Source organism: Pseudonocardia endophytica (assembly GCF_004339565.1).
In the GTDB taxonomy this organism is placed as follows: Bacteria; Actinomycetota; Actinomycetes; order Mycobacteriales; family Pseudonocardiaceae; genus Pseudonocardia; species Pseudonocardia endophytica.
Map to the genome: position 1 here is coordinate 2,694,222 of NZ_SMFZ01000002.1, position 23,809 is coordinate 2,718,030.

At 72.3% G+C, this 23,809-nt stretch carries 23 protein-coding genes; 4 read left to right on the plus strand and 19 right to left on the minus strand.

Annotated elements, in window-relative coordinates:
• Positions 1 to 4: 4 nt before the first annotated feature.
• The 13 genes from EV378_RS31310 to EV378_RS31370 form a co-directional block, all read right to left on the minus strand.
• Positions 5 to 865 carry a DUF559 domain-containing protein gene (locus EV378_RS31310; protein ID WP_132431091.1) on the minus strand — a complete coding sequence of 287 codons (861 nt, stop codon included), beginning with the start codon at positions 863 to 865 and terminating at the stop codon, positions 5 to 7.
• A gap of 127 nt (positions 866 to 992) precedes the next feature.
• Positions 993 to 1,751: a hydrogenase nickel incorporation protein HypB gene (gene hypB / locus EV378_RS31315; RefSeq protein ID WP_132431093.1), complete on the minus strand. Its 759-nt coding sequence runs from the start codon at positions 1,749 to 1,751 to the stop codon at positions 993 to 995.
• A complete protein-coding gene (locus EV378_RS31320; protein WP_132431095.1) occupies positions 1,712 to 2,083 on the minus strand; it encodes a hydrogenase maturation nickel metallochaperone HypA/HybF in 372 nt (123 codons plus the stop codon). Before EV378_RS31320 ends, hypB begins: the two co-directional genes overlap by 40 nt.
• Entirely contained in the window at positions 2,083 to 3,171 is a 1,089-nt protein-coding gene (gene hypE / locus EV378_RS31325) for a hydrogenase expression/formation protein HypE (protein ID WP_132432978.1), read from the minus strand. The genes EV378_RS31320 and hypE overlap by 1 nt, the downstream gene beginning before the upstream one ends.
• 74 nt (positions 3,172 to 3,245) lie before the next feature.
• Complete coding sequence (gene hypD, locus EV378_RS31330; RefSeq protein ID WP_132431097.1) at positions 3,246 to 4,373, minus strand: hydrogenase formation protein HypD; 1,128 nt, start codon at positions 4,371 to 4,373, stop codon at positions 3,246 to 3,248.
• A gap of 13 nt (positions 4,374 to 4,386) precedes the next feature.
• Positions 4,387 to 4,671, minus strand: a complete 285-nt coding sequence (locus tag EV378_RS31335) for a HypC/HybG/HupF family hydrogenase formation chaperone (protein ID WP_132432980.1) — start codon at positions 4,669 to 4,671, stop codon at positions 4,387 to 4,389.
• A 115-nt stretch (positions 4,672 to 4,786) separates the two neighbouring features.
• Complete coding sequence (locus EV378_RS31340; protein WP_132431099.1) at positions 4,787 to 5,329, minus strand: hydrogenase maturation protease; 543 nt, start codon at positions 5,327 to 5,329, stop codon at positions 4,787 to 4,789.
• Positions 5,326 to 6,789 carry a hypothetical protein gene (locus tag EV378_RS31345; RefSeq protein WP_132431101.1) on the minus strand — a complete coding sequence of 488 codons (1,464 nt, stop codon included), beginning with the start codon at positions 6,787 to 6,789 and terminating at the stop codon, positions 5,326 to 5,328. The genes EV378_RS31340 and EV378_RS31345 overlap by 4 nt, the downstream gene beginning before the upstream one ends.
• Positions 6,786 to 7,418 (minus strand): DUF6084 family protein, encoded by a 633-nt coding sequence (locus tag EV378_RS31350; protein WP_132431103.1) that lies wholly within the window; start codon positions 7,416 to 7,418, stop codon positions 6,786 to 6,788. Before EV378_RS31350 ends, EV378_RS31345 begins: the two co-directional genes overlap by 4 nt.
• Positions 7,415 to 7,999, minus strand: a complete 585-nt coding sequence (locus tag EV378_RS31355; RefSeq protein WP_132431105.1) for a DUF5947 family protein — start codon at positions 7,997 to 7,999, stop codon at positions 7,415 to 7,417. The genes EV378_RS31350 and EV378_RS31355 overlap by 4 nt, the downstream gene beginning before the upstream one ends.
• Positions 7,996 to 8,502, minus strand: a complete 507-nt coding sequence (locus EV378_RS31360) for a NifU family protein (RefSeq protein WP_132431107.1) — start codon at positions 8,500 to 8,502, stop codon at positions 7,996 to 7,998. The genes EV378_RS31355 and EV378_RS31360 overlap by 4 nt, the downstream gene beginning before the upstream one ends.
• 1 nt (position 8,503) lies before the next feature.
• Entirely contained in the window at positions 8,504 to 10,309 is a 1,806-nt protein-coding gene (locus tag EV378_RS31365; protein WP_132431109.1) for a nickel-dependent hydrogenase large subunit, read from the minus strand.
• Between the two features lie 4 nt (positions 10,310 to 10,313).
• Positions 10,314 to 11,363, minus strand: coding sequence for an NADH-quinone oxidoreductase subunit B family protein (locus tag EV378_RS31370; protein WP_132431111.1), 1,050 nt, complete (start codon positions 11,361 to 11,363; stop codon positions 10,314 to 10,316).
• Between the two features lie 203 nt (positions 11,364 to 11,566).
• On the opposite strand from EV378_RS31370, the gene EV378_RS31375 reads away from it, so the two are divergent.
• Positions 11,567 to 12,049: a hypothetical protein gene (locus tag EV378_RS31375; protein ID WP_132431113.1), complete on the plus strand. Its 483-nt coding sequence runs from the start codon at positions 11,567 to 11,569 to the stop codon at positions 12,047 to 12,049.
• 195 nt (positions 12,050 to 12,244) lie between these two features.
• Here EV378_RS31375 and EV378_RS31380 read toward each other — a convergent pair whose 3' ends face one another.
• Entirely contained in the window at positions 12,245 to 12,733 is a 489-nt protein-coding gene (locus EV378_RS31380) for a DUF1453 domain-containing protein (RefSeq protein WP_132431115.1), read from the minus strand.
• 358 nt (positions 12,734 to 13,091) lie between these two features.
• On the opposite strand from EV378_RS31380, the gene EV378_RS31385 reads away from it, so the two are divergent.
• A complete protein-coding gene (locus EV378_RS31385; protein ID WP_132431117.1) occupies positions 13,092 to 14,090 on the plus strand; it encodes an LLM class flavin-dependent oxidoreductase in 999 nt (332 codons plus the stop codon).
• A gap of 59 nt (positions 14,091 to 14,149) precedes the next feature.
• Positions 14,150 to 14,299, plus strand: a complete 150-nt coding sequence (locus EV378_RS35640; protein ID WP_207909041.1) for a hypothetical protein — start codon at positions 14,150 to 14,152, stop codon at positions 14,297 to 14,299.
• Here EV378_RS35640 and EV378_RS31390 read toward each other — a convergent pair.
• The 4 genes from EV378_RS31390 to EV378_RS31405 all read right to left on the minus strand — a co-directional run bounded on the left by EV378_RS31390 (position 14,248) and on the right by EV378_RS31405 (position 21,543).
• The gene (locus EV378_RS31390; RefSeq protein ID WP_132431119.1) at positions 14,248 to 15,423 is read right to left on the minus strand and encodes a L,D-transpeptidase; all 1,176 of its coding nucleotides are present in this window, start codon (positions 15,421 to 15,423) and stop codon (positions 14,248 to 14,250) included. The genes EV378_RS35640 and EV378_RS31390 overlap by 52 nt on opposite strands.
• Before the next feature lie 251 nt (positions 15,424 to 15,674).
• Positions 15,675 to 19,097, minus strand: coding sequence for a thiol reductant ABC exporter subunit CydD (gene cydD, locus EV378_RS31395; RefSeq protein ID WP_132431121.1), 3,423 nt, complete (start codon positions 19,095 to 19,097; stop codon positions 15,675 to 15,677).
• Complete coding sequence (cydB, locus tag EV378_RS31400; RefSeq protein WP_132431123.1) at positions 19,094 to 20,131, minus strand: cytochrome d ubiquinol oxidase subunit II; 1,038 nt, start codon at positions 20,129 to 20,131, stop codon at positions 19,094 to 19,096. The genes cydD and cydB overlap by 4 nt, the downstream gene beginning before the upstream one ends.
• Before the next feature lie 11 nt (positions 20,132 to 20,142).
• The gene (locus tag EV378_RS31405; RefSeq protein WP_132432982.1) at positions 20,143 to 21,543 is read right to left on the minus strand and encodes a cytochrome ubiquinol oxidase subunit I; all 1,401 of its coding nucleotides are present in this window, start codon (positions 21,541 to 21,543) and stop codon (positions 20,143 to 20,145) included.
• A gap of 207 nt (positions 21,544 to 21,750) precedes the next feature.
• On the opposite strand from EV378_RS31405, the gene EV378_RS31410 reads away from it, so the two are divergent.
• Positions 21,751 to 22,641 carry a universal stress protein gene (locus EV378_RS31410; protein WP_132431125.1) on the plus strand — a complete coding sequence of 297 codons (891 nt, stop codon included), beginning with the start codon at positions 21,751 to 21,753 and terminating at the stop codon, positions 22,639 to 22,641.
• Between the two features lie 51 nt (positions 22,642 to 22,692).
• Here the strand turns inward: EV378_RS31410 and EV378_RS31415 are convergent, their stop codons facing one another.
• On the minus strand, positions 22,693 to 23,661 hold the full coding sequence (locus EV378_RS31415) for an Acg family FMN-binding oxidoreductase (RefSeq protein WP_243653852.1): 969 nt from the start codon (positions 23,659 to 23,661) through the stop codon (positions 22,693 to 22,695).
• Between the last annotated feature and the right edge of the window lie 148 nt (positions 23,662 to 23,809).

Sequence of the window (23,809 nt, forward strand, 5' to 3'; positions counted from 1 at the left end):
TCGATCACCCGAGGGCCGACGCGACCTCGCGGACGATGCGGTCCGGGTCCCTGCGGATGTCGCGGGCCGTGTAGCGCAGGACGCGCCATCCGGCGGCGGCGAGCCGGGTGTGCCGTTCGATGTCCCTGAGCACCTGGTCCGGGTCGAGGTGGTCGCGGCCGTCGTACTCGACGCCGAGCATGTGCCGCGGGTAGGCGAGGTCGAGCCAGACGGCGCGCCGGCGGTCGTCGTCGAGGACCGGGTGCTGGACGACGGGCCGTGGGAGTCCGGCCTGGACGAGAACCAGCCGCAGTCGGGTCTCGGGAGGGGACCCGGAACGGCGGTCGGACAGGTACAGAGTGTCCAGCAACCGGTCGACGCCACGGGTGTGCGGGTAGCGGATGGCGAAGTGCAGCAGCAGGTCCGGCGAGAACCGGTGGACCCGGGCGAGCGTGTCGACGGCCACCACGGACTCGACCAGGTCGAGCCGCCGTCCCAGGTCGAACGCCGTGCGGAGCGCCGTGGTGACGCGCAGGCCGTCGACCGTCGTGACCTCGCCGGGGTGCAGCTCCCCGTGCCGCACGACGACGTCGTCGCGGGAACGCAGGACGTCCTGACCCACGGTGAGCTCGGCCGGAGCCCCGTGCGGCGCGCACGACGCGTCGAGCAGCTCCGCCGCCGAGTAGCCGGACAGCACACCGCGACCGCGTGACCAGCGGAACGCGGCGTGCGAGAGGAGCAGCAGGTTCGGCTCCGGCCCCGCCGAGGCGTAGGTGTCCGGCAGGAGGCATCGGAACCGGGGACCGCGCAGCACACCCCGCGTGACCAGGCCGGCGGCGATGGCGTCCGAACCGCGGAACACGTCGGGCCAACCGGGCACCGTCATGCACGGAGGCTCGCCCGGCGACGAGCACACCGGGACCGGATCCGGGGGCGGGGTTCGCTACCGCGAATCCGGGTGAGATGGCACTGAGGGCTGTTCGATCATGGTCGGGACAGCCCTCAGCGCCATGTCAGCGGGATCGACGCAGCCAGGAGTACCAGTCGTCGAGGCCGTCGCCGCCGGTGGCGGACACGAGCAGGATCTCGGCGTCCGGGCGGGCGCGACGGATGTACCCGGCACACCGATCGACGTCGAAGTCCACGTACGGCAGCAGGTCGATCTTGTTGACCAGCACCAGGTCCGCGGTCCGGAACATGTGCGGGTACTTCAGCGGCTTGTCCGCCCCCTCCGTCACCGAGACGATCACCACCCGCGCGGACTCACCCAGGTCGAACAGGGCGGGGCAGACGAGATTGCCGACGTTCTCCACGAACAGCAGGGAGCCCTGTTCGAGATCGAGCGTGCGCACCCCCTCGGCGACCATGTCCGCGTCCAGATGGCAACCGGCCCCGGTGTTGATCTGCAGCACGCGGGCGCCGGTGGCGGCGATCCGGTCCGCGTCGAGCAGCGTCTCCTGGTCGCCCTCCAGGACCGCGCAGGGCAGCTCGGCGCCGAGGTCGGTGATCGTGCGCTCCAGCAGCGTCGTCTTCCCGGAACCCGGGGAGCTCATCAGGTTGAGCGCGACGACCCCGCGCTCGGCCAGCCATCGCCGGTTGCGGCCGGCGAGCCGGTCGTTCTTGGCGAGCAGGTCCACCTCGAGCGGGACCGTGCGAGTGTCCCGGTCGACGGCGTGCCCATGCCCGTGTCCGTGCCCGTGGTCCGCGGCGTGCGAGTGCGGGGCGGTCACCCTCACGCCGGCGTCGTCGGAGCATCCGCAGGTGGCGCACATGCCGGCTCGACCTCCACTTCCCTGATCCGCAGGCTCGTCCCGCCGGTCACCTCGACGTCGGCACTTCCGCAGTCGCACAACGGGAGCGGCTCCGAGCAGCGGAACTGCGCACCGCACGTGCGGCACCGGGCGGAGCCGGACGGCCGGTCGAACTCCAGCGCGGCGCCCTCCAGCCCGGTCCCGGCCGTGACCAGCTCGAAGCAGAACGCCATCGCGTCCGGCACGATCCCGGACAGCCGCCCGACCTCGAGCCGCACCCGTCGGACCCGCACGTCCCCGAGCTTCGCGACGATCTGGTCCACGACCTCCTGCGTGATCGACAACTCGTGCATCAGCAGATCCGGGGCAGCGGGTCGCCGACGAGCAGGTCCACGATCCGCGTCCCGCCGAACGAGGTCTTGAGCAGCACCAGCCCCGGCGGGTCGTCGGCGACCGTGCCGATGATCGCCGCACCCTCGCCGAGCGGGTGCGCGGTCAGTGCGGCGAGTGCGGCGTCGGCCGCTTCCGGTGCGACGACGGCGACGAGCCGGCCCTCGCACGCGACGTACAGCGGATCGATCCCCAGCAGTTCGGACGCCCCGTTCACGACCGGCCGCACCGGGACCGCCTTCTCGTCGAGCACGACGGCGACGCCGGACGCCGTCGCGACCTCGTTGCAGATCGTCGCGACGCCGCCGCGGGTGGCGTCCCGCAGGCAGCGCACACCGGCGCCGGCCGCGTCCAGCAGGTCGGCCGTGATCCCGTGCAGGGACGCCGTGTCCGACGCGACGTCGGCGACGATGTCCAGCTCGCCGCGCGCCAGCATCACGGTGATGCCGTGGTCGCCGATCGGTCCGGACACCAGCACCCGGTCGCCGGGCCGCGCGCCCGCCGCGGACAGCACGAGGTCGCGTTCCAGGGCGCCGACACCGGCCGTCGTGATGTAGCAGCCGTCGGCCTTGCCACGTTCGACGACCTTCGTGTCACCGGTGACGATCTGCACGCCCGCCTCCGCGGCGGCCGCGGCCATCGAGTCGACGATCCGGCGCAGGTCGACGATCGGGAAGCCCTCCTCCAGCACGAAGCCCGCGGACAGGTACAGCGGCCGGGCTCCGGTCATCGCGAGGTCGTTCACCGTGCCGTGCACGGCGAGCGACCCGATGTCGCCGCCGGGGAAGAACAGCGGCGAGACGACGTGCGAGTCCGTCGTGAACGCCAGTCGCGCCGCCCCTGGCACGGACGCGCCGTCCTCCAGCTGCTCGAGCACCGGGTTGCGGAACGCCTCCAGGAACAGCGCCTCGACCAGCGTCTGGGTCGCCTTGCCGCCCGCGCCGTGCGAGAGCGTGATCCGCTCCTCGCGCAGCTTCGGACGGCGGGCGCGGGCCTTCGCGATCCGGTCCAGCACCTGTTGCTCGCGCGTGGGGTGGTCGGTGCCCGGCAGCGGCCCCTCCGAGGCGACCGCCTGCTCCGCCCAGTCGGCGCGGGTCGGGATGGACGCCCCGAGGTCCTGCGAGGTCACGACCGCACCGCCGCGTCGAGGCGCTCCCGGCTGAACCGCCCGAAGTTGTAGTACGCCGCGCACGCGCCCTCGGAGGACACCATGCACGTGCCGATCGGCGTCTCCGGCGTGCACGCGGTGCCGAACACCTTGCACTCCCAGGGGCGCAGCACGCCCTTGAGCACCTCGCCGCACTGGCAGGCCTTCGGGTCCGCGACACGCACGCCCGGCACGTCGAAGATCCGTTCCGCGTCGAACGCGGCGAACTCGGAGCGCACCTGCAGCGCGGAGTGCGGGATGAACCCGAGCCCGCGCCACTCGAAGTGCGGCCGCAGCTCCATCACGCGTCCGATCACGCCGAGCGCGGTCGGATTGCCCTCCCACGGCACGACCCGCGCGTACTGGTTCTCGACCTCGCAGCGCCCCTCCTTGCACTGGAGCAGCAGCTGGTAGACCGACTGCAGGATGTCCAGCGGCTCGAACCCGGCCGTGACCAGCGGCTTCCCGTGGTCGCGGGAGATCCACTCGTAGGGCCTGCAGCCGATCACGGTGGAGACGTGACCCGGCCCGATGAACCCGTCGAGACGCAGGTCCGGTGAGTCCAGGATGGCCTTGATCGCGGGCAGGATCGTGACGTGGTTGCAGAAGATCGCGAAGTTGTCGAGCTTCTCGGCCTGCGCGCGCAGCACGGTCATCGCCGTGGACGGCGCCGTCGTCTCGAACCCGATCGCCATGAACACGACGCGCTTGTCCGGGTTCTTCCGAGCGATCTTCAACGCGTCCAGCGGCGAGTACACCATCCGGATGTCCGCCCCGGCGGCCTTCGAATCGAAGAACGACCCGCGCCCGCCGGGCACCCGCATCATGTCGCCGAACGACGTCATGATCACGTCGTCGTGCTCGGCGAGCGCGATCGCGTCGTCGACCCGGCCCATCGGGATCACGCAGACCGGGCAGCCGGGACCGTGCACGAGCGAGACGGTCTCCGGGAGGTAGTCCTCCAGGCCGTGCTTGTAGATCGTGTGCGTGTGCCCGCCGCACACCTCCATGAACTTGTAGTGCCGCCCGGGCTCGCACAGCGCGGCGATCTCGCCGGCCAGCGCACGGGCGGTCCCGGCGTCGCGGAACTCGTCAACAAACCGCACTGCAGCTCATCCCTTACGTGATGTCGGACGCGCGCAACGCGTCGAGCTCGTCGGTGTAGGCGTCGCCGACGCCGGTGAGCCACTCCAGCGACGCCTTCGCCTCGGCCTCGTCGATCTTGGACAGCGCGAACCCGACGTGGATCAGGATCCAGTCGCCCGGCCGCAGGTCGAGATCGCCTCCGTCCTCGCGCAGCAGCCCGATGTTGACGGCCCGCTGCACGCCCTCGACGCTGACCATCGCCAGGTCCTCGTGGCCGGGCATCAGCTCGACCACCTCGCCGGGTATCCCGAGGCACATGTCGGTCCCCCTCACATCGCGCTGATCTTGCGGTACCGCTCGATCTCGTCCGCCGACGCGATCACCGTCGCGGCGACCCCGGCCAGAACGGCCAGGAACAGCAGCTTCACGAACTTCACGGGTGAGCTCCCTCCTTCGTCTCGAGCACCAGGTCCAGGAGTTCGTCGACGACGTCCAGTGCGGGTTCGACGGCGGCGGCCACCGGTGGGGAGAGACCGATGCCCTCAGCGGTGGTCGCGGGTTCGCAGCCGACCACCAGCACCCGCCCGACAGGTCGGTCCACATCGGTCGCGACAGCCAGCTCGCGCAGCAGCCCGAGGACGACGTCCGGGCTCATGTCGTGGCCGTCGACCTGGATCCCGGCCCGCCGGGGCGGCCCGTCGTAGGTGTGCTCGAGGCGGTAGAGCGTTCCGGGCGGCCCGTCCCGGTGCATCGCGTCGACCAGCAGCAGCCCGTCCCAGCCGTCGAGGAGCTGGTAGGCGAGGTGCACGCCGCGGATCCCCACGTCGGCGACCTCGACGCCGTCCGGCAACCCGCCCCGGGCCAGCAGGCGCTGCGCGACCTCGACGCCGAAGCCGTCGTCGCCGAGGAACACGTTCCCGATCCCGGCCACGAGCACCCTGGGCGCCGCCGACGATTCGCTCACGAGCTCGCTCATGCCGGCTCCAGCTCGTCCGGGCGGAAGTAGCGGAAGCGACCGTGCGCCAGCTGCATCTCCGCGGCCGGGTCGTCGTCGACCGATACGGCGACGTGCACGCCGCCGTCGACGTCGTGCACGACGGCCTGGACGGTGGCCCGCATGCCGGTCAGGAAGCGGTCCTGGGCGTCGGTTCCCCGGCCCGGGCGCAGCACGACGGCGCTCCCGCGGGCCACGGATCGGTCCCCGACCAGCACCGAGTCGGTCTCCGGGTCCACATCGGAGTCCGCACCCGGGTCCCACCACGGCGTCGACTCCGGGGGCGCGGCCTCCGGTGAGTCCGCCCCGAGCGGCGCCACAGGCGAACGAACGCCACGTTCGTCACGTGTCATTGCACGAACGGCACCCTCGTCCAGTTCGGCCGGCGGGTTGCCCGGCGTCGTGAACGTCGGGACGCCGTCGTCCGCCCGTCCGGTCGGGCCGCGCAGGGACCGGATCGCCCCGTGCAGGCGGTCCAGCATCTCCGGCGGCAGTGCGTCGACGGCATCGATGATCTCGGCGGCGCGCGGGTCGGTCGCGCGGGCCTCGGCCTTCTCCGCCTCCGTCAGCACCATCGTGCGCAGGGTGAGGATCTCGTCGTTCTCGGTGCCGTCGAACAGGTCGATCCCGCTCTCCGGGGCGATCCGGGCGTGGTCACCGAGGATGATCGGGGTGCAGAGCAGCAGGTCGGAACGGTCCTCTGGTCCGGCCAGCGACGGCCAGACGTTCTCGGAAGCGCATCCGGCGACCAGTTCGCGCGCCCACTCCGGCGGGTCGGTCGGCGACACGAACGACCCGGGCGTGACGGCCATCAGCGTGTGGGTGCCGATCATGGCGGTGCGCAGCGCCTCGTCGCGGGTGTCTCCTGGCGTCACGGCGGAGGCGTTGTGGATCTCCAGCGTGAGCCGGAGCGTCGCGTACGGGCCGGGGATCTCCCGCGCGGTGAGCCCGGCCGAGGCGGTCAGTGCCGAGCGGGTCCGCACGATCCGCCCGGCGAACGATCCGTCCGGATGGGACAGACGCTCCTCGGTGCGGGAGGCGGGCAACCTGATCGGGATCGTCGTTCCGTCGCGGATCGAGTCGATCGTCGGCACGGCGTCGACCTGGGACGGCACGCCCTCGTCGAACGCCAGATGCCGGACGTCGCCGACGGTGAGCGACTCGACCGGCCGGCCGTCCGCGTCGAACAGGGCCCGCCGCTCCTGGCGCAGGAACCGGACGCGCACCCGCAGCGTCGCGTCGTCACCGCGCGGCTCGACCAGCACCTCGGCGCGCTGCGACGAGACCTCGCCGGAGTCGGCTCCGTGGCCGGACGGCATCAGCACGCCCCACTGCCAGCGCACCCGGTTCTTCTGCGCCGACGCCCGGTACGGGTAGAGCAGGTAGCCCTCGTACAGCACGGCGTCCGCGAGGGCGGCGATCTCGGAGAACGGATCGGTCATGCGCCCGCCTCCTTGAGGAGGCGGTCCACCGCGTCGTCCCAGGTCACGGCGTGTGCGGAGCGGTAGGCGACGAGCCGGTCGAGGACGTCGCGGCGCAGCCGGACCCATCCGGCGTCCGGGAAGTGGGCGTCCATGGCGTCCCGCCACACCGCGACCGGGAGCCGGTGGTGGGCCTCCTCCTGCCAGGACACGAGCCCGACCTGCACCCCGGCGTCGCCCGCGTAGAACAGCGTGCCGGAGAACAGCAGCACGAGCGGCACGTGCCCGCCGTCGAGCCCGGTGAAGTAGCGCCCGGACGCGACGTCGAGGTCGTAGGACAGCGGGACGGCGACGGGCACCGTGATCGCCCCGGTGAACGACGGGACCATCACCGGCACGGTCGTGAGCTGCAGCGGGTTCAGCGTCTCGCCCCAGCGGTGCGGCTCGCCGAACAGGTCCGTCAGGCGCGCCGTCTCGGAGTCGGTGTAGCGACGCCCGCGCGGGTCGATCCGGATCTGCACGCGCAGCGCGATCGCGTGCACGCGACGTCCGGTGCCGTCCTCGATGCGCAGGTCCAGCGTCAGCGACGGGGCGGCGGAGTATGCCTCGGCCCGCGACCCGGTGCAGGTGAACGTCACCGTGCCGGTCACGTCGCGAGCTCCGACGCGCGTTCCAGGAGCGACGAGAAGAACGCGTCGACGGCGGCGTGGGCGTCCGCGCCGCCGTCGAAGCCGCGCCAGTGCAGCCGGACCAGCCCGACGAGCCGGTAGCAGGCGTCGATCGGCACGAGCAGGCAGGTGGACGGTTCGCGGCGGACGAGCACCGCCTCCACGTCCGGGACCAGCTCGGCGACGAGCGGACTCACCTGCGACCAGCGAGCCGACGGCAGCTCGCTCTCCGTCGCCCCGGCCGGGCTCGGGTAGCAGGCGACGAGCGCGTCCTGCACCGAGTTGTGCAGGAAGAACGCCATCCCGACCGGGATCTGCAACGCGTCCCACTGCCCGTCGTCGAGGGCGAACGCCGGATCCACGAGACAGCGGTCCGGCACCCGGCGGTGCTGACCGGCACCGGGGTCGTCGAACAGGAACGAGCAGGGTCCGCACGCGCAGACCAGCCGCCGGTCGGTCACATGCACGAGGTGCGGGTGCTCGTGCGACACCGGCGTCGCGCACAGCTCGCAGCGCTCCGGCTCCGGTTCGGGCCGGACCAGGAAACGCCGGAGGGACGTCACGACGAGGCCCGCATCCCGATCTGCAGCAGCGTCGGCCCCGCTTCGGTGTCCACGAAGGACACGCCGGCACTGTCCGGCGCCGCGGCCGTCACCTCGTCGGAGACGACCTCGCGCAGCGTCGCCGCACCGCAGCCGGCGGCCCCGAGCGCGACCCGCACCGTGCCGTCGGCGTCGATGCCCAGCAGGTCGACGTCGCCGCCGTGGCTTCCCAGCTTCCGCTTCGCCGCGGCGATGGCGTGCTCCACACGGGTGCGCAGGTCCACCGGGTGCAGGTCGTGCAGCGCGAGCAGCGCACCGACGAGCGGGTCGGCCGCGAGCCGGTGCACCGCACCGTCCCCGGTCCCGGCCCGGCTGATCGCGACGACCTGCTCCAGCCCTGCGCCGTAGAACCGCATGAGCAGCCGGACCAGCTCCTCGCCCGCCGGGCGTGCCGACGGGTCGAGTGACTCGAGCACCTCCTCGATGCGTTCCGCGACCTGGACCGGATCCAGCTGGTCACCCATCTCAGATGACGTTCAGCGAGCCGGGGGAGTGCGTGACGTGCCGGTCCACCCCGCCGCCGTACATGTGCACGCCGCACGGCAGGCACGGGTCCATGCTCCGCACCGCACGCATGATGTCGATCCCCTTGAAGTCCTCGCCTCGGTTCTCCTCGAAGATCGGCGTGTTCTGCACGGCGTCCTCGTACGGGCCGGGCGTGCCGAACTGGTCGCGCACGCTGCCGTTCCACGGTGTCGGCGGGTACGGGTGGTAGTTCGCGATCTTGCCGCCGCGGATGACCATGTGGTGGCTCAGCACGCCGCGCACGGCCTCGGTGAACCCGCAGCTGATCGCCTCGTCCGGGACGACGAACTTCTCCCACGTCTTCGAGTTGCCGCCGCGCACCTCGGCCAGCGCCTTCTCGATGCAGTGCAGCGCGATGCCCGCCGCGTAGGCCTGGAAGTACGTCCGGGCCCGGTCCCGCTCGATCGCGTTGGACAGCGGTTCGCCCTTGGGGTCCATCGGTGGCTTCCACTCGAAGCTGACCTCGGGCTTCAGCGCCGTGCGGGGCAGGTTGATGATCACGCTGTGCCCGGTGGACTTGACGAACTCCGTGTCCACCAGCCCGGACAGCGCCGTCGGCCACAGCCGCGCCAGCGGGCCGCCGCCGGTGTCCAGGGGCAGGAAGTCCTTGCCGTCGTACCAGCGCGGCGACATCGTCCAGGAGTACTTGTCGTCGAAGTCGCGTTTCTGCGGCGCCGGGATCGTGTGCTGGTTCCACGGGTGGCGCATGTCGACCGCGTTGCCCAGCGGGTCGTGCTTGACGAACTGCTCCTGGTCCTCCCAGTCACGGTAGAACGAGTGCCCGAGCAGGATCCGGATGCCGAGGTTGATCTCGACGAGGTCGTTCGTGACCAGCTTCCCGTCGACGACGACGCCAGGGGTCACGAACATCTTGCGTCCCCAGTTGGTCATGTTCTTGTAGTCGAAGTCGCAGTGGTCCGGGTCGTTCAGCGAGCCCCAGCAGCCCAGCAGCACCCGCCTGCGCCCGACCTCCTCGTAGCCGGGCAGCGCCTCGTACATGAAGTCGAACAGGTCGTCGTGCATCGGGACGACCTTCTTCATGAACTCCACGTACCGCATGAGGCGGGCGTAGTAGTCGGTGAACAGCTGGATCGTCGCGTGCGTGCCGACGCCGCCCGGGTACAACGTGGACGGGTGGACGTGCTTGCCCTCCATCAGGCAGAACATCTCGCGCGTGTAGCGGCTGACCTGCAGTGCCTCGCGATAGAACTCGCCGGTGAACGGGTTCAGCGCCCGCATGATGTCGCCGATGGTCCGGTACCCGTGCTCGGCGGCGTGCGGTGACTCCTTGCGGTTCGCGAACTCCAGCACGCCCGGGTTCGTCTCCGCGATCATCTTCTCGCAGAAGTCCACCCCGACCAGGTTCTCCTGGAAGATGTTGTGATCGAACATGTACTCGGCGGCCTCGCCGAGGTTGATGATCCACTCGCCGAGGTGCGGCGGGCGCACGCCGTAGGCCATGTTCTGGTTGTAGACCGAACACGTGGCGTGGTTGTCGCCGCAGATCCCGCAGATCCGGCTCGTGATGAAGTGCGCGTCCCGCGGGTCCTTGCCCTTCATGAAGATCGAGTAGCCGCGGAAGATCGACGACGTGGAGTGGCACTCGGCCACCCTCCGGTTCGGGAAGTCGATCTTCGTGTAGATCCCGAGCGACCCGACGATCCGGGTGATCGGGTCCCAGGACATCTCGGTGAGGCCGGTGGTGTCCTCGCCCGACTGGGCGTGCTTCGGCTGGGTGGTGGTCATCGGGTCACCAGACCTTCGCGTAGCCGGTAGTGAGCTCGCGTCCCTTGTGCCGCCACTTCGGCTCGGCGTCGAGCTTCTTCTCGGTGATGGAGCGGAGCTTGCGCATCACGCCGCCGTAGGTCTTGCTCGCGTTCGAGCTGACCAGCGATCCGGGCGGCGCGTCCATGAACGGCATGAACTTGTCCGGGAAGCCCGGCATCGTGCAGCCGATGCAGATCCCGCCGACGTTGGGGCAGCCGCCGACGCCGTTCACCCAGCCGCGCTTCGGCACGTTGCACTTCACGACCGGGCCCCAGCACCCGAGTTTGACCAGGCACTCCGGCTGCCCGTACTCGGTGGCGAACTGGCCCTGCTCGTAGTAGCCGCCGCGGTCGCAGCCCTCGTGCACGGTGGCGCCGAACAGCCACTGCGGCCGCAGCGCCTCGTCCAGCGGGATCATCGGCGCCAGTCCGGCGGCCTGGTAGAGCAGGTAGAGGATCGTCTCGGACAGGTTGTCCGGATGGGTAGGGCAGCCGGGCACGCAGACGATCGGGATCCCGGCCTTGGACTTCCAGCTCCACCCCAGGTAGTCCGGTACGCCCATGGCGCCGGTCGGGTTGCCGGCCATCGCGTGGATGCCGCCGTACGTGGCGCACGTGCCGACGGCGAGCACGATCGTCGCCCTCGGCGCGAGCCGGTCCAGCCACTCGCTCACCGTGATCGGCTGCCCGGTCTTCGGGTCGTTGCCGAATCCGGACCAGTACCCCTCCGCCTTGATCGCCTCGTTCGGGATCGACCCTTCCACCACCAGCACGAACGGCTCCAGCTCACCGCGCTCGGCTTTGAAGAAGTTCTCCAGGAAGTCGTTCCGGGAGCCGATCGGCCCGTTGTCGAAGTCGATCAGCGGCCAGTGCACCGCGACCTTCGGCAGGCCCGGCAGGGCCCCGAGCGCGATCTCCTCGATGGTCGGCTGCGTGGCCGTGGTCAGCGCGACGGAGTCCCCGTCGCAGGACAGCCCCGCGTTCAGCCAGAGGATGTGGACCGGGGCCTCGGCCCCGTCGTCGGGTGAGGACATGCGTCGCCGCCTCGGATGTGTGGTGGGGATCACGTTGTAACGGGGATCGGCCGGGCGGCGTAAGTGAGATCGGCAGGTAGGTGGCGGGCACTGGGTGGTCGCCGCTGGGTGCGTCCGGCAGGTAGTGCGTCCGGTCTCCCGCGTCCGGCCCGAACTGGGCAGACTCTCCTGGGACACACGCACCGTCGTCCGAGGGGAGCGGTATGACCGACGATCTGCTCGAGGCGATGTCGGTCGAGGAACGTCGCGACCTCGCGGTGCGGCTCGCGCGGTTCGAGCGGCCCGAGCAGCCGGGCGCCGCCGAGCGGCGCCGGCGCCGGTTCGTGACGGTCGCGGCCGCCGGCTCGGTGGTGCTGGTCCCGTGGATCGCCGTGCTGGCCCTGACCCTGCCGCACCGCTACGTCGCCGCGCACTGGACGCTGGCGTGGGTCGGGTTCGACGTCGCGCTGCTCGCCGGCCTGGCGACGACCGCCTACCTGGCGTGGCGCGCGCGCCCGACCATGATCGTTCCGGCGTTGATCACGGCGACCCTGCTGGTGTGCGACGCCTGGTTCGACACGACGACGGCGGACCGTTCGGACCGGCTGGTCAGCGCGCTGTCCGCACTGCTCGTCGAACTTCCGATGGCGGTGGTCCTGATCGCCGCCGCGATCCTCGTGATCCGCAGGCGGATCCTGCTCCGCTGAACGGCCCGTGATCCGCGTGACCCAACCCGGCTCGACTCCCCGCCCATGATCGGCGGAACCGGCGGCAGCACGCCACTGGTGACGCGATCCGACCACTTCCGCTGATCACTGCCGGGCCGCCCGGCGTCGGCCCCGCAGAAGGCCCGGTGATCAGCGGAGCGCGCTCGGCCATACCCGTGCCGGGTCGTCGCCGGATCAGGCGGTCGTGACGGACGTCGTGTTCTCCCGGGCGCCGAGCGCGCGACCGCGGCGCCAGACGATCTCGGCCTGGAACGCCACCATCAGGCCGATCATCAGCAGGACCTCGCCGAACCCGCCCTGGTCGCTGAGCCCCTGGAAGTACGCCCACGTGCCCAGGCCGAACTTGACGATCACCATCCCGAGGAACAGGCCGATCGTGAGCGCCGTGCCCTGCGCGTAGACCCGGCCGTCGTCGCCGCGCCAGATCCGGGTCAGGCGACCCCGCGCCAGACCGACGCCGACGCTCAGCAGGAGCGAGACGAGCAGGAGGATCTGCTCGGCGGGCCGGTTCGGCAGGTCCAGCCCGCCCAGCGCGAGACCGACGACGACGTAGACGATCGCGAGCGTGAACCGGTGCGCACCGACGACCTCGTGGCGCTGCGACTGCTTGTAGATCGCGTAGCCCACCAGGGCAAGGATCGCGACGATCGCGAACGGGGACATGACACTCCTGACGGATCGAGGTGGGCACCGTGCTCCGACGCTAGGTCGCGATCGCGCCTGCCGAATCATCAGAACTGAGGACACGGCGCGCAGTGCCCACGACGGCCGCGCGGCTCACGACCACGTCCGCGAGGCTCCGGACCGGTCGGCCAGTCGATCGTCCACAGTGCGCCGATCGTGATCGTCACGACGATCACACGCGATCATCACAGCGATCTCAACGCTGCGCGTTCCGGGTTCCGGGCGGAGTGTGATCCGGACTACGCTTCGCGCACTCCTGAGGTCCCGGGTGCGGCCCGACGGCCGCTCGACCTCGGCGTGTGCGAACCGTACTTGAACGGCGAGGAGGCCGTATCCGATGAAGCTCGCTCTGTACCTCCCGAACTTCCGTGACGAGGTCACGATCAAGGAGCTCGAGGACCTCACCGAACTCGCCGAGGAGCTCGACTTCGACTCGGTCTGGACGCTCGACCGGATCGTCGTGCCGGAGGTCTCGGACCACGAGGGACTTCAGTACTCGTTCGGCATGATGGACGGGCTGCCCAACGCGCTGCCCGTCACCTCCCGCGGCAAGTGGTTCCAGGGCTACCCGCTGATCCCGTGGCTCGCCGCGAAGACCTCGAAGGTCCGGATCGGCATGAGCATCATCGACACGCCGTTCCGCTCGCCGGGCGTGCTCGCCGCCGAGCTCGCCACGATCGACCACCTGTCGAAGGGCCGGCTCAACGTCGGCCTCGGCTCCGGCTGGATGCCCGAGGAGTTCGCCGCGGCGAGCGCCGCGCACATCTTCCCGAAGCGCCACAAGCACGTGCGCGAGTCGATCGAGATCATGCAGGGCGTCTGGGCGGCGGAGAACGACCACTTCGAGTACCACGGCGAGTTCGCCGACTTCGACCTCTGCGGGTTCGGCGCCAAGCCGCTGCAGCAGCCGCGGCCGCCGATCTTCATGAGCGGTCTCAAGGACCCGCTGCGCTCGGCGAAGCGGATCACGAAGTACGACCTCGACGGCTGGATCGGCATCCAGGACTCGCCGGAGGGCCTCGGCAAGTGGCTCACCGCGATCGACCAGCAGTTCGAGGAGATCGGCAGCTCGAAGCGGTCGAAGGACCTCGAGATCTGCAGCATGATCTGGACCGTGATCACCGACGAGGACACCGACCAGACCGTCAACGGTGTCGCGTCCAACCTGCTCGTGGGCTCCGAGAAGCAGGTCACCGACCGGCTCAAGGCCTACAAGGAGGCCGGCATGACCATGCCGCTGATCTGGCCGCCGTTCGCCGACGTGCCGGTGGCGAAGACGCTCGACGACCTCAAGCGGATCAAGAACGACATCATGCCGAAGGTCGAGGCCTCCTGACCTCGTAGGACATGGCACGACGGGGCGGGGCGGACCGACCGGTCCTCCCCGCCTCCGACGTGAGCACCAGCACCGAGGCGCCGGAGGGCGTGCGGTTCATCGTCCGCTCGCGGCTCCTGACCGACGACGAGCTCGCGGTGCTCGACGCGGTAGGGCGTCAGGCCGCCTTCATGGTCGTCCAGGTCGCCCACGGGATCGTCCAGTCGTAGATGTCGCCGTCCGCGGCGGACAGCGTCACCGGGCTGCCGGTGACCTCGACCGGGTCACCGATCAACGTGTCCTCGTAGAACGCGTGCGCGTTCTGCTCGTTGATGTTGATGCAGCCGTGGGTCAGGTTCTGCTGCCCGATGGCGTTCAGCGTCAGCGGGTTGAAGTGGACGAACTCGCCGTTGTTGTTGATCCGGACGGCCCACCGGACGTAGACGTTCGCGTACCCGTAGGCCGGGTTGGACAGGTACTTCACGGGGTCCTTGTTCGTCACGACGTGCGTGCCGGAGCGGGTGACGAGGTTCAGGTCGTCGCCCATGCCGAAGCTGGCCGGCGCGCGCAGGACCGGCTTGCCGTCGCGGTAGACGACGAGCGTGCGCGTCGTCGAGTTCGCCTTCGTGACCTGGTTGCGGCCGATGACGAGGTGGTTCGAGACGTCGGCGGCGCCGTAGGTCCCGCCGCCCATGTCGACGCCGAGCAGATCGGCCGTCACGTCGACGACCGTGCCCGGCTGCCAGTAGACCTTCGGCCGGAAGTGGATCCGGGATCCGTCGGCGGTGTCCGGCAGCCACGCCCACGCCCCCTCGTTGGGCCGCGACATGCGGACCGTCAGCGCCCGCTGCACGGCGGCCTTGTCCTTCACCGTCCCGTCGAACTGCAGGACGACGACGGCCGCGACGCCGACCGTCGTGTTGTCCGCGATCGTGAACCGTGCCTCACGCAGCTGCTGGGGCCGCACCGTCCGGAACGACCCGCGGATCGCGACCGGCTTCCCGTCGTCACCGGTCGCCGAGCCGGACCAGGTGTAGGCGTGCCCGTACGCGAGGTTCCCGGTCGTGGACCACGAGGTCCGGTTCGTGGGTCCGGACGCCCCGGCGATCTTCCTGCCGGTGTCCTCGGTCAGCGTGACGGCCTCCAGCCGGCCGTCGGCGACGTCGATCGTCGCGGGTCGACCGGGGTTCACACCGTTCGCGCCCGGGCCGGGCGACGCGACGACGCGCGCCGGTCCCGGGGGAGGGGGTGGTGCGGCGGGCGGCACCGGCGGCGGCGCGCCGACGACCCCCGCGAGGGCGACGAGCGCCACCAGCAACGCGACCAAGCCGAACAGGCCACGAGTTCCGGTCACCGTTCCCCCACCCGAGTTCGTGAGATGTGCACGCAGTGATCTCACTCTTGCTCATGCGGGTGTCGGCCGCCACGAACGACTCACCCGCTACGTGCTTTGTCCGGACTTCCCACCGCGGCGTCGCCCCCGACGTCGACGTCGACGGTGCTTCGAGATCGGCGGGACGGCTCACCGCGTTACCGTCGATCGGGACGCGCCGGTGTGTCGAGCCCGCCGCACACCGCGGCCGGGCAGCGCTCGCCCCGTCCGGATCAGGCCGACAGAACGGGGTCGCGCTCCCTCCCGAGCCGGACCGGGTCGAGGCCGGGCAGATGCTCGGGACGGTGCGTGACCAGCAGTGCCGTGCGTCCCTCCGTGGCGGCGATGAGCTCGGCGGACAGGCTGTCGGCGGTGGCCGGGTCGAGGTGGGCGGTCGGTTCGTCGAGCACGAGCACCGGGCGGTCCGCCAGCAGGGCACGGGTCACGCCGAGGCGCTGGCGCTCCCCGCCGGAGACGGCGCCGCCGTGCTCGCCGAGCGGCGTGTCCAGGCCGTGCGGCAGCCCGTCGAACCAGGCACCGAGACGGGCGCGGCGCAGGACGGCGACCATCTCCTCGTCGGACGCGTCCGGCCGGGCGAGGGCGAGGTTGGCCCGCAGCGTGCTGTCGAACAGGTGGGTCCACGGCCCGCACCAGGCGATGCCGGCGCGTACGTCGTCCGCGGCCACGGTGGTGACGCCGCGCCCGTCGGCCTCCAGACGACCGCCCGCCGGATCCAGCGTGCGCAGCATCGTCGCGACCACGCTGGACTTCCCGCTGCCCGACGGTCCGACGAGCGCGACCCGGTTGCCACGCAGGTCCAGGTCGAGGCCGTGGACGGCGTCGGTGCCCGCGCCCGGCCAGCGCACGGCGAGGTCGCGGGCCCGGAGCTCGTGCGGCGGGTCGACGCGGGCGGCGAGCGGCCGGTCCGCGACGGCGGGTTCCACCCTGTCCAGCGCGCGGAGGCGTTGCAGCGCAGGCCGGACGGACAGCAGGCGCACCGCGGCGTCGGGCAGGCCGGCCACGACCTCGGCCAGCGCGAGCGGGGTCAGCACCAGCACGGCGAGTGCCGGGCCGGGCAACGTGCCCGCCCGCAGTGCGACGAGCCCGGCGGCGGCGCAGGCGACGGTCGCGGCACCCAGACCGGCCGTGGCCAGCGCCTGACCGGCCCCGACCGCCAGCGCCGACCGGCGGCGCACCCGGGCGAGCCGGTCGTCGACCTCGGCCAGCGCGTCGCGGTAGCGCTCGGCCGCGCCCAGCACGAGCAGCTCCGGTGCGGCCGAGAGCAGCTCGACCGTGCGGGAGGTGACGTCGCCACGCAGCGCGGCGCTCCGGCGTTCGGTCCGGCGGGCGGTCGCTGCGGCGAGCGCCGGCGCGGCGATCCCGGCGATGCAGAGCCCGCACGCCAGCGCCAGACCGGCGGCGGGACGGAGCAGAGCCAGGCCGACCGTCGTGGCGGCTCCCACGACCACCGCGGACGCGGCGGGGAGCAGGCTCCGGACGAGGAGGTCCTGCGGCGCGTCGGCGTCCGAGACCAGCCGGGCCAGCAGGTCGCCGCGGCGCAGGCGGGCCGACGCGGCGGGCCCGAGCGCGACGAGCCGGGCCCAGATACGGGCCCGCTCCGCGCTCCCGGCGCGCAACGCCGCATCGTGCGAGACCAGGCGCTCGGCGTAGCGCAGCACGCCCTTGCCGAGTCCGAACGCGCGGACCGCCACGATCGCGACCATCAGCGTCAGCACCGGAGGCTGCAGCGCGGCCGCCGAGATCAACCACGCCGACGTCGCGGTCAGCGCCACCCCGGAGCCGAGCGCGGCGCTGCCGAGGACCAGCGCGAGCGGCAGGCGCCACCTCTGCCCGGGCGCCACGAGCGAGGACCACCACGCGGCGGGTGCGGTGAGGGACGGGTCGTCCGCGACGGCAGGCACCGCGACCGCTCCGGCCGGCGCATCGGCTCGTGCCGCCGGGGCGGGGACGCCCGTGGTCGGGGTCGCCGCCGTGCGCGCGGCGGGCATCGGCACGAGCCCGTCGACCGCGCGGACGTGTCGTGCCGGCGGGAGCACCGTCAGCACCCGGTCGCACCGGGCGAGGAGCTCCGGCCGGTGGCTGACCACGACCACGGTGCGGCCCATGGCGATGCGCCCCAACGCCTGCGCGATGTCCACCTCGGTCTCCGCGTCGACGCCCTCGGTGGGCTCGTCGAGCAGGAGCAGCGGACGGTCGGCGACCAGGGCCCTGGCGAGCGCGACCCGTCGCCTCTGGCCGGTCGACAGCCCGGCCCCGTCCTCGCCGACCGGTGTGTCGAGCGAGACGTCGAGCCCGGCCAGCTCGGCCGCCCGTCCGAGTTGCTGGACGCCCGCGCCCGGCGAGCCGAGCAGAAGGTTGTCGGCCACCGTCCCGGCCAGCAGCACCGGCCGCTGGTACACCCGCGCGACCCGGCCGAGCCACGCGTCGCGGTCGATGTCGGACAGGTCAACGCCGCCGACCCGGATCGACCCGGCGTCCGGCGTCCGGAGCCCGGTGATCACGTCGAGCAGCGTCGTCTTGCCCGCACCGCTCCGGCCCTCGACGCCGAGCAGCGTCCCGGGCGCGATGTCGAGGTCCAGCCCGTCAAGGACCGGTCCGGAGCGGCCGTCGATCCGGATGCCGCGCAACCGGATCGTCTCGCCTGCCGGGTCCGGTGCAGGATCCCCGCCGCGGGCGGGCACCGGCAGGTCGATCACCGCGAGCGCGTCGTCGACGGCCGCGGCGCCCGCCGCGGCGTCGTGGAACCGGGCGCCGACGGCACGCAGCGGCAGGTACACCTCCGGCGCGAGCAGCAGGACGAGCAGCCCGGTGGCCAGGTCCAACCGGCCGTCGACGAGCCGCAGGCCGATCGACACGGCGACGAGCGCGACCGACAGCGTCGCGACCAGCTCGAGCACGAGCGCGGACAGGAACGCGACGCGCAGCGTGCGCATCGTCGCCCGCCGGTGCGCCTCGGCGAGCGCCCGGAGCCGCCCACCCTGGCGGCGGGCCCTGCCGAACGCGACGAGCGTGTCCAACCCGGACAGCAGGTCGAGGAAGTGGTGCCCGAGCACGGCCAGCGCCCGCCACTGCCGTCGCGTGCTGCGCTCGGTGTGCAGGCCGACGAGGATCGCGAACACCGGGATCAGCGGCACGGTGGCGCCGACGATCACGCCGGACAGCCAGTCCGCGGTCAGGATGCGGACCCCGACCACCACCGGCACAACGGCGGCGACGAGCAGTGCGGGCAGGTACCGCCCGAAGTACCCGGCGACGTCGTCGAGCCCGCGGGTGGCGACGGTGGTGACCTCCGCCGTGGACGGCAGGTCGGGGTGCTGCGGGCCGAGTCGCAGGACGCGGTCGACGAGCGTGCGCCGCAGCCGTCGCACCACGTCGGCGCCCGCCCGGTGGGCCGCCGCCTCCCCGGCCCAGACGAGCCCGGCGCGTCCGAGCGTCACCGCCGCGACCCCCGCCAGCGCCGGCGCGAGCGCCGCGAGCCCCGCGCCACCGAGGAACCCCTCGGCGACCAGGCGGGACAGGAGCTCGGCCTGCACCAGCACCAGCACCGCCGCGACGACGGCGATGCCGGCGCCGAGCACGACGAACCGCCGCGCGGCGGCCGCCTCCCGGAGCAGGCGGGGGTCGAGGGGCCTCATCGCGCCGTGGCCTCCGTCCGTCGCGGGGGCAGCCCGACCTCGGTGCCCACCGTCGAGCGGTCGAGTCGCCTGCGGAACACCCAGAACGTCCAGGCTTGGTAGGCCAGCACGATCGGCGTGAACACCGCCGCCACCCAGGTCATGATCGTCAGCGTGTACGGCGTGGACGCGGCGTTCGTGACGGTCAGGCTGTGGGCCGGGTCCGTGCTGGACGGCATGACGTCCGGGTAGAGCGAGCCGAACAGCGTCACGACGACCGCCACGATCGCGGCGACCGTCGCGGTGAACGCCCACCCGTCGCGGTCGCGGCCGGCCAGCACGGTTGCGACCACCAGGGCCGCGGCGGCGATCACGACCGGGACGAGGAGCCACGACGGCCCGTAGCCGAGCGCCGTCCACAGCAGGAACGCGCCGCCGAGCGGGACCACGGCCACGCCCGCCCGGATGGCGGCGGTCCGCGCGCGGACCCGGACGTCGCCGGACGTCTTGAGGGCCAGGAACACCGCCCCGTGCAGCGCGAACAGGGCGACGAGCGTGACGCCGCCGAGCAGCGCGTACGGGTTGAGCAGCGTCAGCAGCGTGCCGGTGTACTCGTGGTCGGCGTCCAGCGGCACGCCGCGCGCCAGGTTCGCGAACGCGACGCCGAACAGCAGGGCGGGCGCGACCGACGACCCGACCAGGATCCGGTCCCACACCCGTCGCCACCGGCCGTCGTCGATCTTGTTGCGGTACTCGAGAGCGATGCCGCGCAGGATCAGCGCGACGAGCACCAGCAGCAGCGCCAGGTAGAACCCGGAGAACAGGCTCGCGTACCACTCCGGGAACGCGGCGAACGTGGCCCCGCCCGCGACGATCAGCCACACCTCGTTGCCGTCCCATACCGGGCCGATCGTCCCGAGCGCGACACGGCGGTCGGTCTCGTCGCGGGCGACGGCAGGCAGCAGCATGCCGACGCCGAAGTCGAAGCCGTCCAGGACGAAGTACCCGGTCCAGAGCACGGCGATGAGCAGGAACCACACGTCGTTGAGGGACATCGTGGACACTCCTAGTAGGACACGGCGAGCGGCCGTGGGGTGTCGTCGGGATCGAGTGCGTCGGGGTCGACGGGCGGTGCCCCCGCGGCCGCGTAGCGCACCATCAGCACGCCGTTCACCACGGCGAGCACCCCGTAGAGCACGGTGAGCACGACGAACGAGGTGAGCACCGTCCCGGCCCCGACCGACGGCGAGACCCCGTCGGCGGTGCGCAGGGTGCCGAACACCAGCCACGGCTGGCGGCCCATCTCTGTGAAGATCCACCCGACGCTGTTCGCGGCGAACGGGAGCACCAGGCCGACCATGGCGACGATCCAGAACCAGCGCGGGACGTCGCGCCTCGCCCGTCGCCGCGTGAACCACAGCCCGGCCACCGCGATCAGCGCGGCCAGCAGCCCGAACCCGATCATCAGCCGGAACGTCCAGTACGTCGCCGGGATGTTCGGCGTGTAGTCGCCCGGCCCGTACCGCGCCTCGGCCGCGGCCTGGAGCTGGTTGACGCCCTCCACCGACCCGTCGAACGAGCCGGTGGCCATGAACGACAGCACCCGCGGCACGCGCAGGCTCCAGATCTCCTCCGAGCCGTCCAGCGAACCGATCGTGAACAGCGAGAACGACGCGGGCGCCGCCGTGTCGTAGAGCGCCTCGGCCGCGGCCATCTTCATCGGCTGCTGCTCGGTCATCAGGCGCGCCTGCAGGTCGCCGGTGACGACCACGCCGAGGCTCGCGATCAGCACCGTGACCAGGCCGATCCGGATCGACGGCCGGAACACCTCTGCGTCGCGACGGCGGCCCAGGTGCCACGCGCTGATCGCCAGGAGGAACATCCCGGCGGTCACGAAGCAGGCCATGATCGTGTGCAGGAACGCCCCGACGGCCGTCGAGTTCGTCAGCACGGCGCCGAAGTCGCGGAGCTCGGCGCGGCCCGCCGCGTCGTTCACGACGGAGCCGACGGGGTGCTGCATCCAGGAGTTCGCGGCCAGGATGAAGTAGGCGGACAGGACGGTTCCGATCGCGGCGAGCCAGATGCAGGCCAGGTGCACGCGCTTCGGGAGCCGGTCCCATCCGAAGATCCACAGGCCGAGGAACGTGGACTCCAGGAAGAACGCGAGCAGTCCCTCGATCGCCAGTGGGGCACCGAAGATGTCGCCGACGAAGCGGCTGTAGTCGCTCCAGTTCATCCCGAACTGGAACTCCTGCACGATGCCGGTCACCACACCCATCGCGAAGTTGATCAGGAACAGCCTGCCCCAGAACCTCGTCATGCGCAGCCAGTGCTCGCGCCCGGTGGCCACCCAGACCGTCTGCATGCCGGCGACCAGCAGGGACAGGCCGATCGTGAGGGGGACGAAGAGGAAGTGGTACACGGTGATGACGGCGAACTGCCACCGTGCGAGATCGAGGTTCATCAACCCCTCCAGCGAGGTGCGCCGGACCCTCCGGCGGTCGGGCACGAGCCTCGCGCCGCGTGCGCCGGCGGGGCAGGGGCCGAGTGATCCGGACGGCCCGGACCGAGGTCCCGTCCGGTTCGGGACCCTGGACCTCCTCGCGTGGGCCGTGCGACCGCAGTGCCGACGGCGCGGTCGGAGAAGCGTCGTCGGCGTCGAGAGGAGACGACGATGGACGCACAGGCCGAGTGGCCGATCCTGGTCGGGGTCGACGGGTCCGACACCGCGCTGGACGCGGCCCGTTGGGCCGCCGGGGAGGCGGGCCGCCGGGGACTGCGCCTGCGGCTCCTTGCCGTGACGGCGTGGACGGTCTACCAGCCTGCCCCGGAGATGCTCGGGCCGGACACCGCGCGGGAGGTCGCGCCGCGGTTCGCCGCCGAGCACCTGGCGCGTGCCCGCACCGAGGCGGCCCGGACGCTTCCGGACGACCGGATCGACCAGGACGTGCACAGCGGCTATCCCGCCGAGGTGCTGCGGGAGGAGTCGGCGCGGGCCGCGCTGCTCGTGGTCGGCAACCGCGGCCGGGGCGGGTTCACCGGCCTGCTCGCCGGCTCGGTGTCGACGACGCTCGCGGCGACGTCGGCCTGCCCGGTCGTCATCCACCGTGGATCCGCGACGCCGGACGGCCCGGTGGTCGTCGGCGTCCCCCGCTCGGCCGACGGCGACGGGGCGCTGGGGTTCGCGTTCGAGGAGGCCCGGCTGCGCGGCGCCGACCTGGTCGCCGTGCACGCGTGGAGCGACGCGTTCTTCGATCCGGACCTGGCGGCTCTGGTGGACCGCGCCGCGATCGAGCTCCGCGAGGCCGCCGCCCTCGCGGACGCGCTGGCGTCATGGCAGGAGAAGTACCCGGAGGTGACCGTCCTCCCGCGACTCGCCGCGGACCCGCCCGCGGCCGCGCTGGTCCGGGAGTCGGACGGCGCGCAGCTGGTCGTCGTCGGGTCGCGGGGCCGCGGCGCGGTCGCCGGTCTGCTGCTCGGGTCGGTGGGCCGGGCGACCGTGCACCACGCGCACTGCCCGGTGGCGATCGTCCGCCCGGCGGGGGAGCCACCGGCCGAGGTCTGACGCCGGGCTACGAGACGTCCGTGCCGGGCCGGTGATCCACCGGCCCGGCACTCACGTGTCGTCGACGATCTCGGCCGTCGCGCGCCGTGGCGTGCCCGGCACCGCGACGCCGTGCCCGAACCGCATCACGACGCGCGGTGGCCGGGTGCCGCCGAGCAGCCGTCGGACCTGCTCGCGCACGTCCGGCAGCTCGACGAGCTGGGACAGGAACGAGGCGGAGAGCCCGTGCACGGTCGCGGTCAGCAGCACACGCTGCATCGCCGCGCCGGCCCGGACGTCCTCCCTCGGCCCGTCGGTGTGCACGCTCAGCACGCCGATCAGTGGATCCGGCTCGCTCGCGGTCGCCGGGGCGGCCGTGCCACCGGAGAAGTCGCGCACGACCCACGCCTGGTTCGGCGCCGGGGCCGGGCCGCCAGCGCGTGCGGGCACGCCGTCGTCGCGACCGCCGTCGTGGCCGGTCCACGCGGCCAGCTCGGCCGTGAACGCCGGGTCCGCCAGCTGGCGCAGGTGCGCCGCCCGTGCGAGTCGCCCGAGCGCCGCCCGCTGCTCCGGCGCCGACACGAGGTACAGCCAGGCGCCCTCGTCGAGCGCGGCCCGTCGCAGCGCGAGCTGTTCGGGGGCCCCGACCTCGGCCCCGGTGAAGGGGTGCCGGTTCGTCCGGCGGTGCCCGACGGCGTCGCGCAGGTGCCGCAGGTCGGGCGTCATGGTGCGACGGCCGCCGTGCCGGACGGCGGCGACGAGGGCCGGGTCGTCGCGGTCGGGCAGCACCGACACGAGCGGCCGGACCCCGAGCTCGATCAGCGCGAGCCGCAGGGTGAACAGCGCGGCGCCGCACGCGACGCGCATCTCCACGCCGTCCGGGTCGGCGACCGGGAGCCGCCGTGCCGGGTCGGCACGCAGCTCGATCACGTCCGGTCGGACGTGGAACCGCCACGGCTGGCTGTTGTGCAGCGACGGGGCTCTCGCCGCGGTGGCGACGGCACCTTCGACCTGCGATGCGGTGAGCCCCAATGCTTCCACGGCGACCACTCCTTCGTCTCGGGGGTCGAGCGTGCTCGCCCGCGCCTCCGGGACCCAGGTCCGAAGGTCCCGGGACGTGGGGGTCGAGTGCCCTGCGACACGGGACCGGGCAGCGCTTGCCGGTCCGGTGGACCGCTGAAAACCTGAG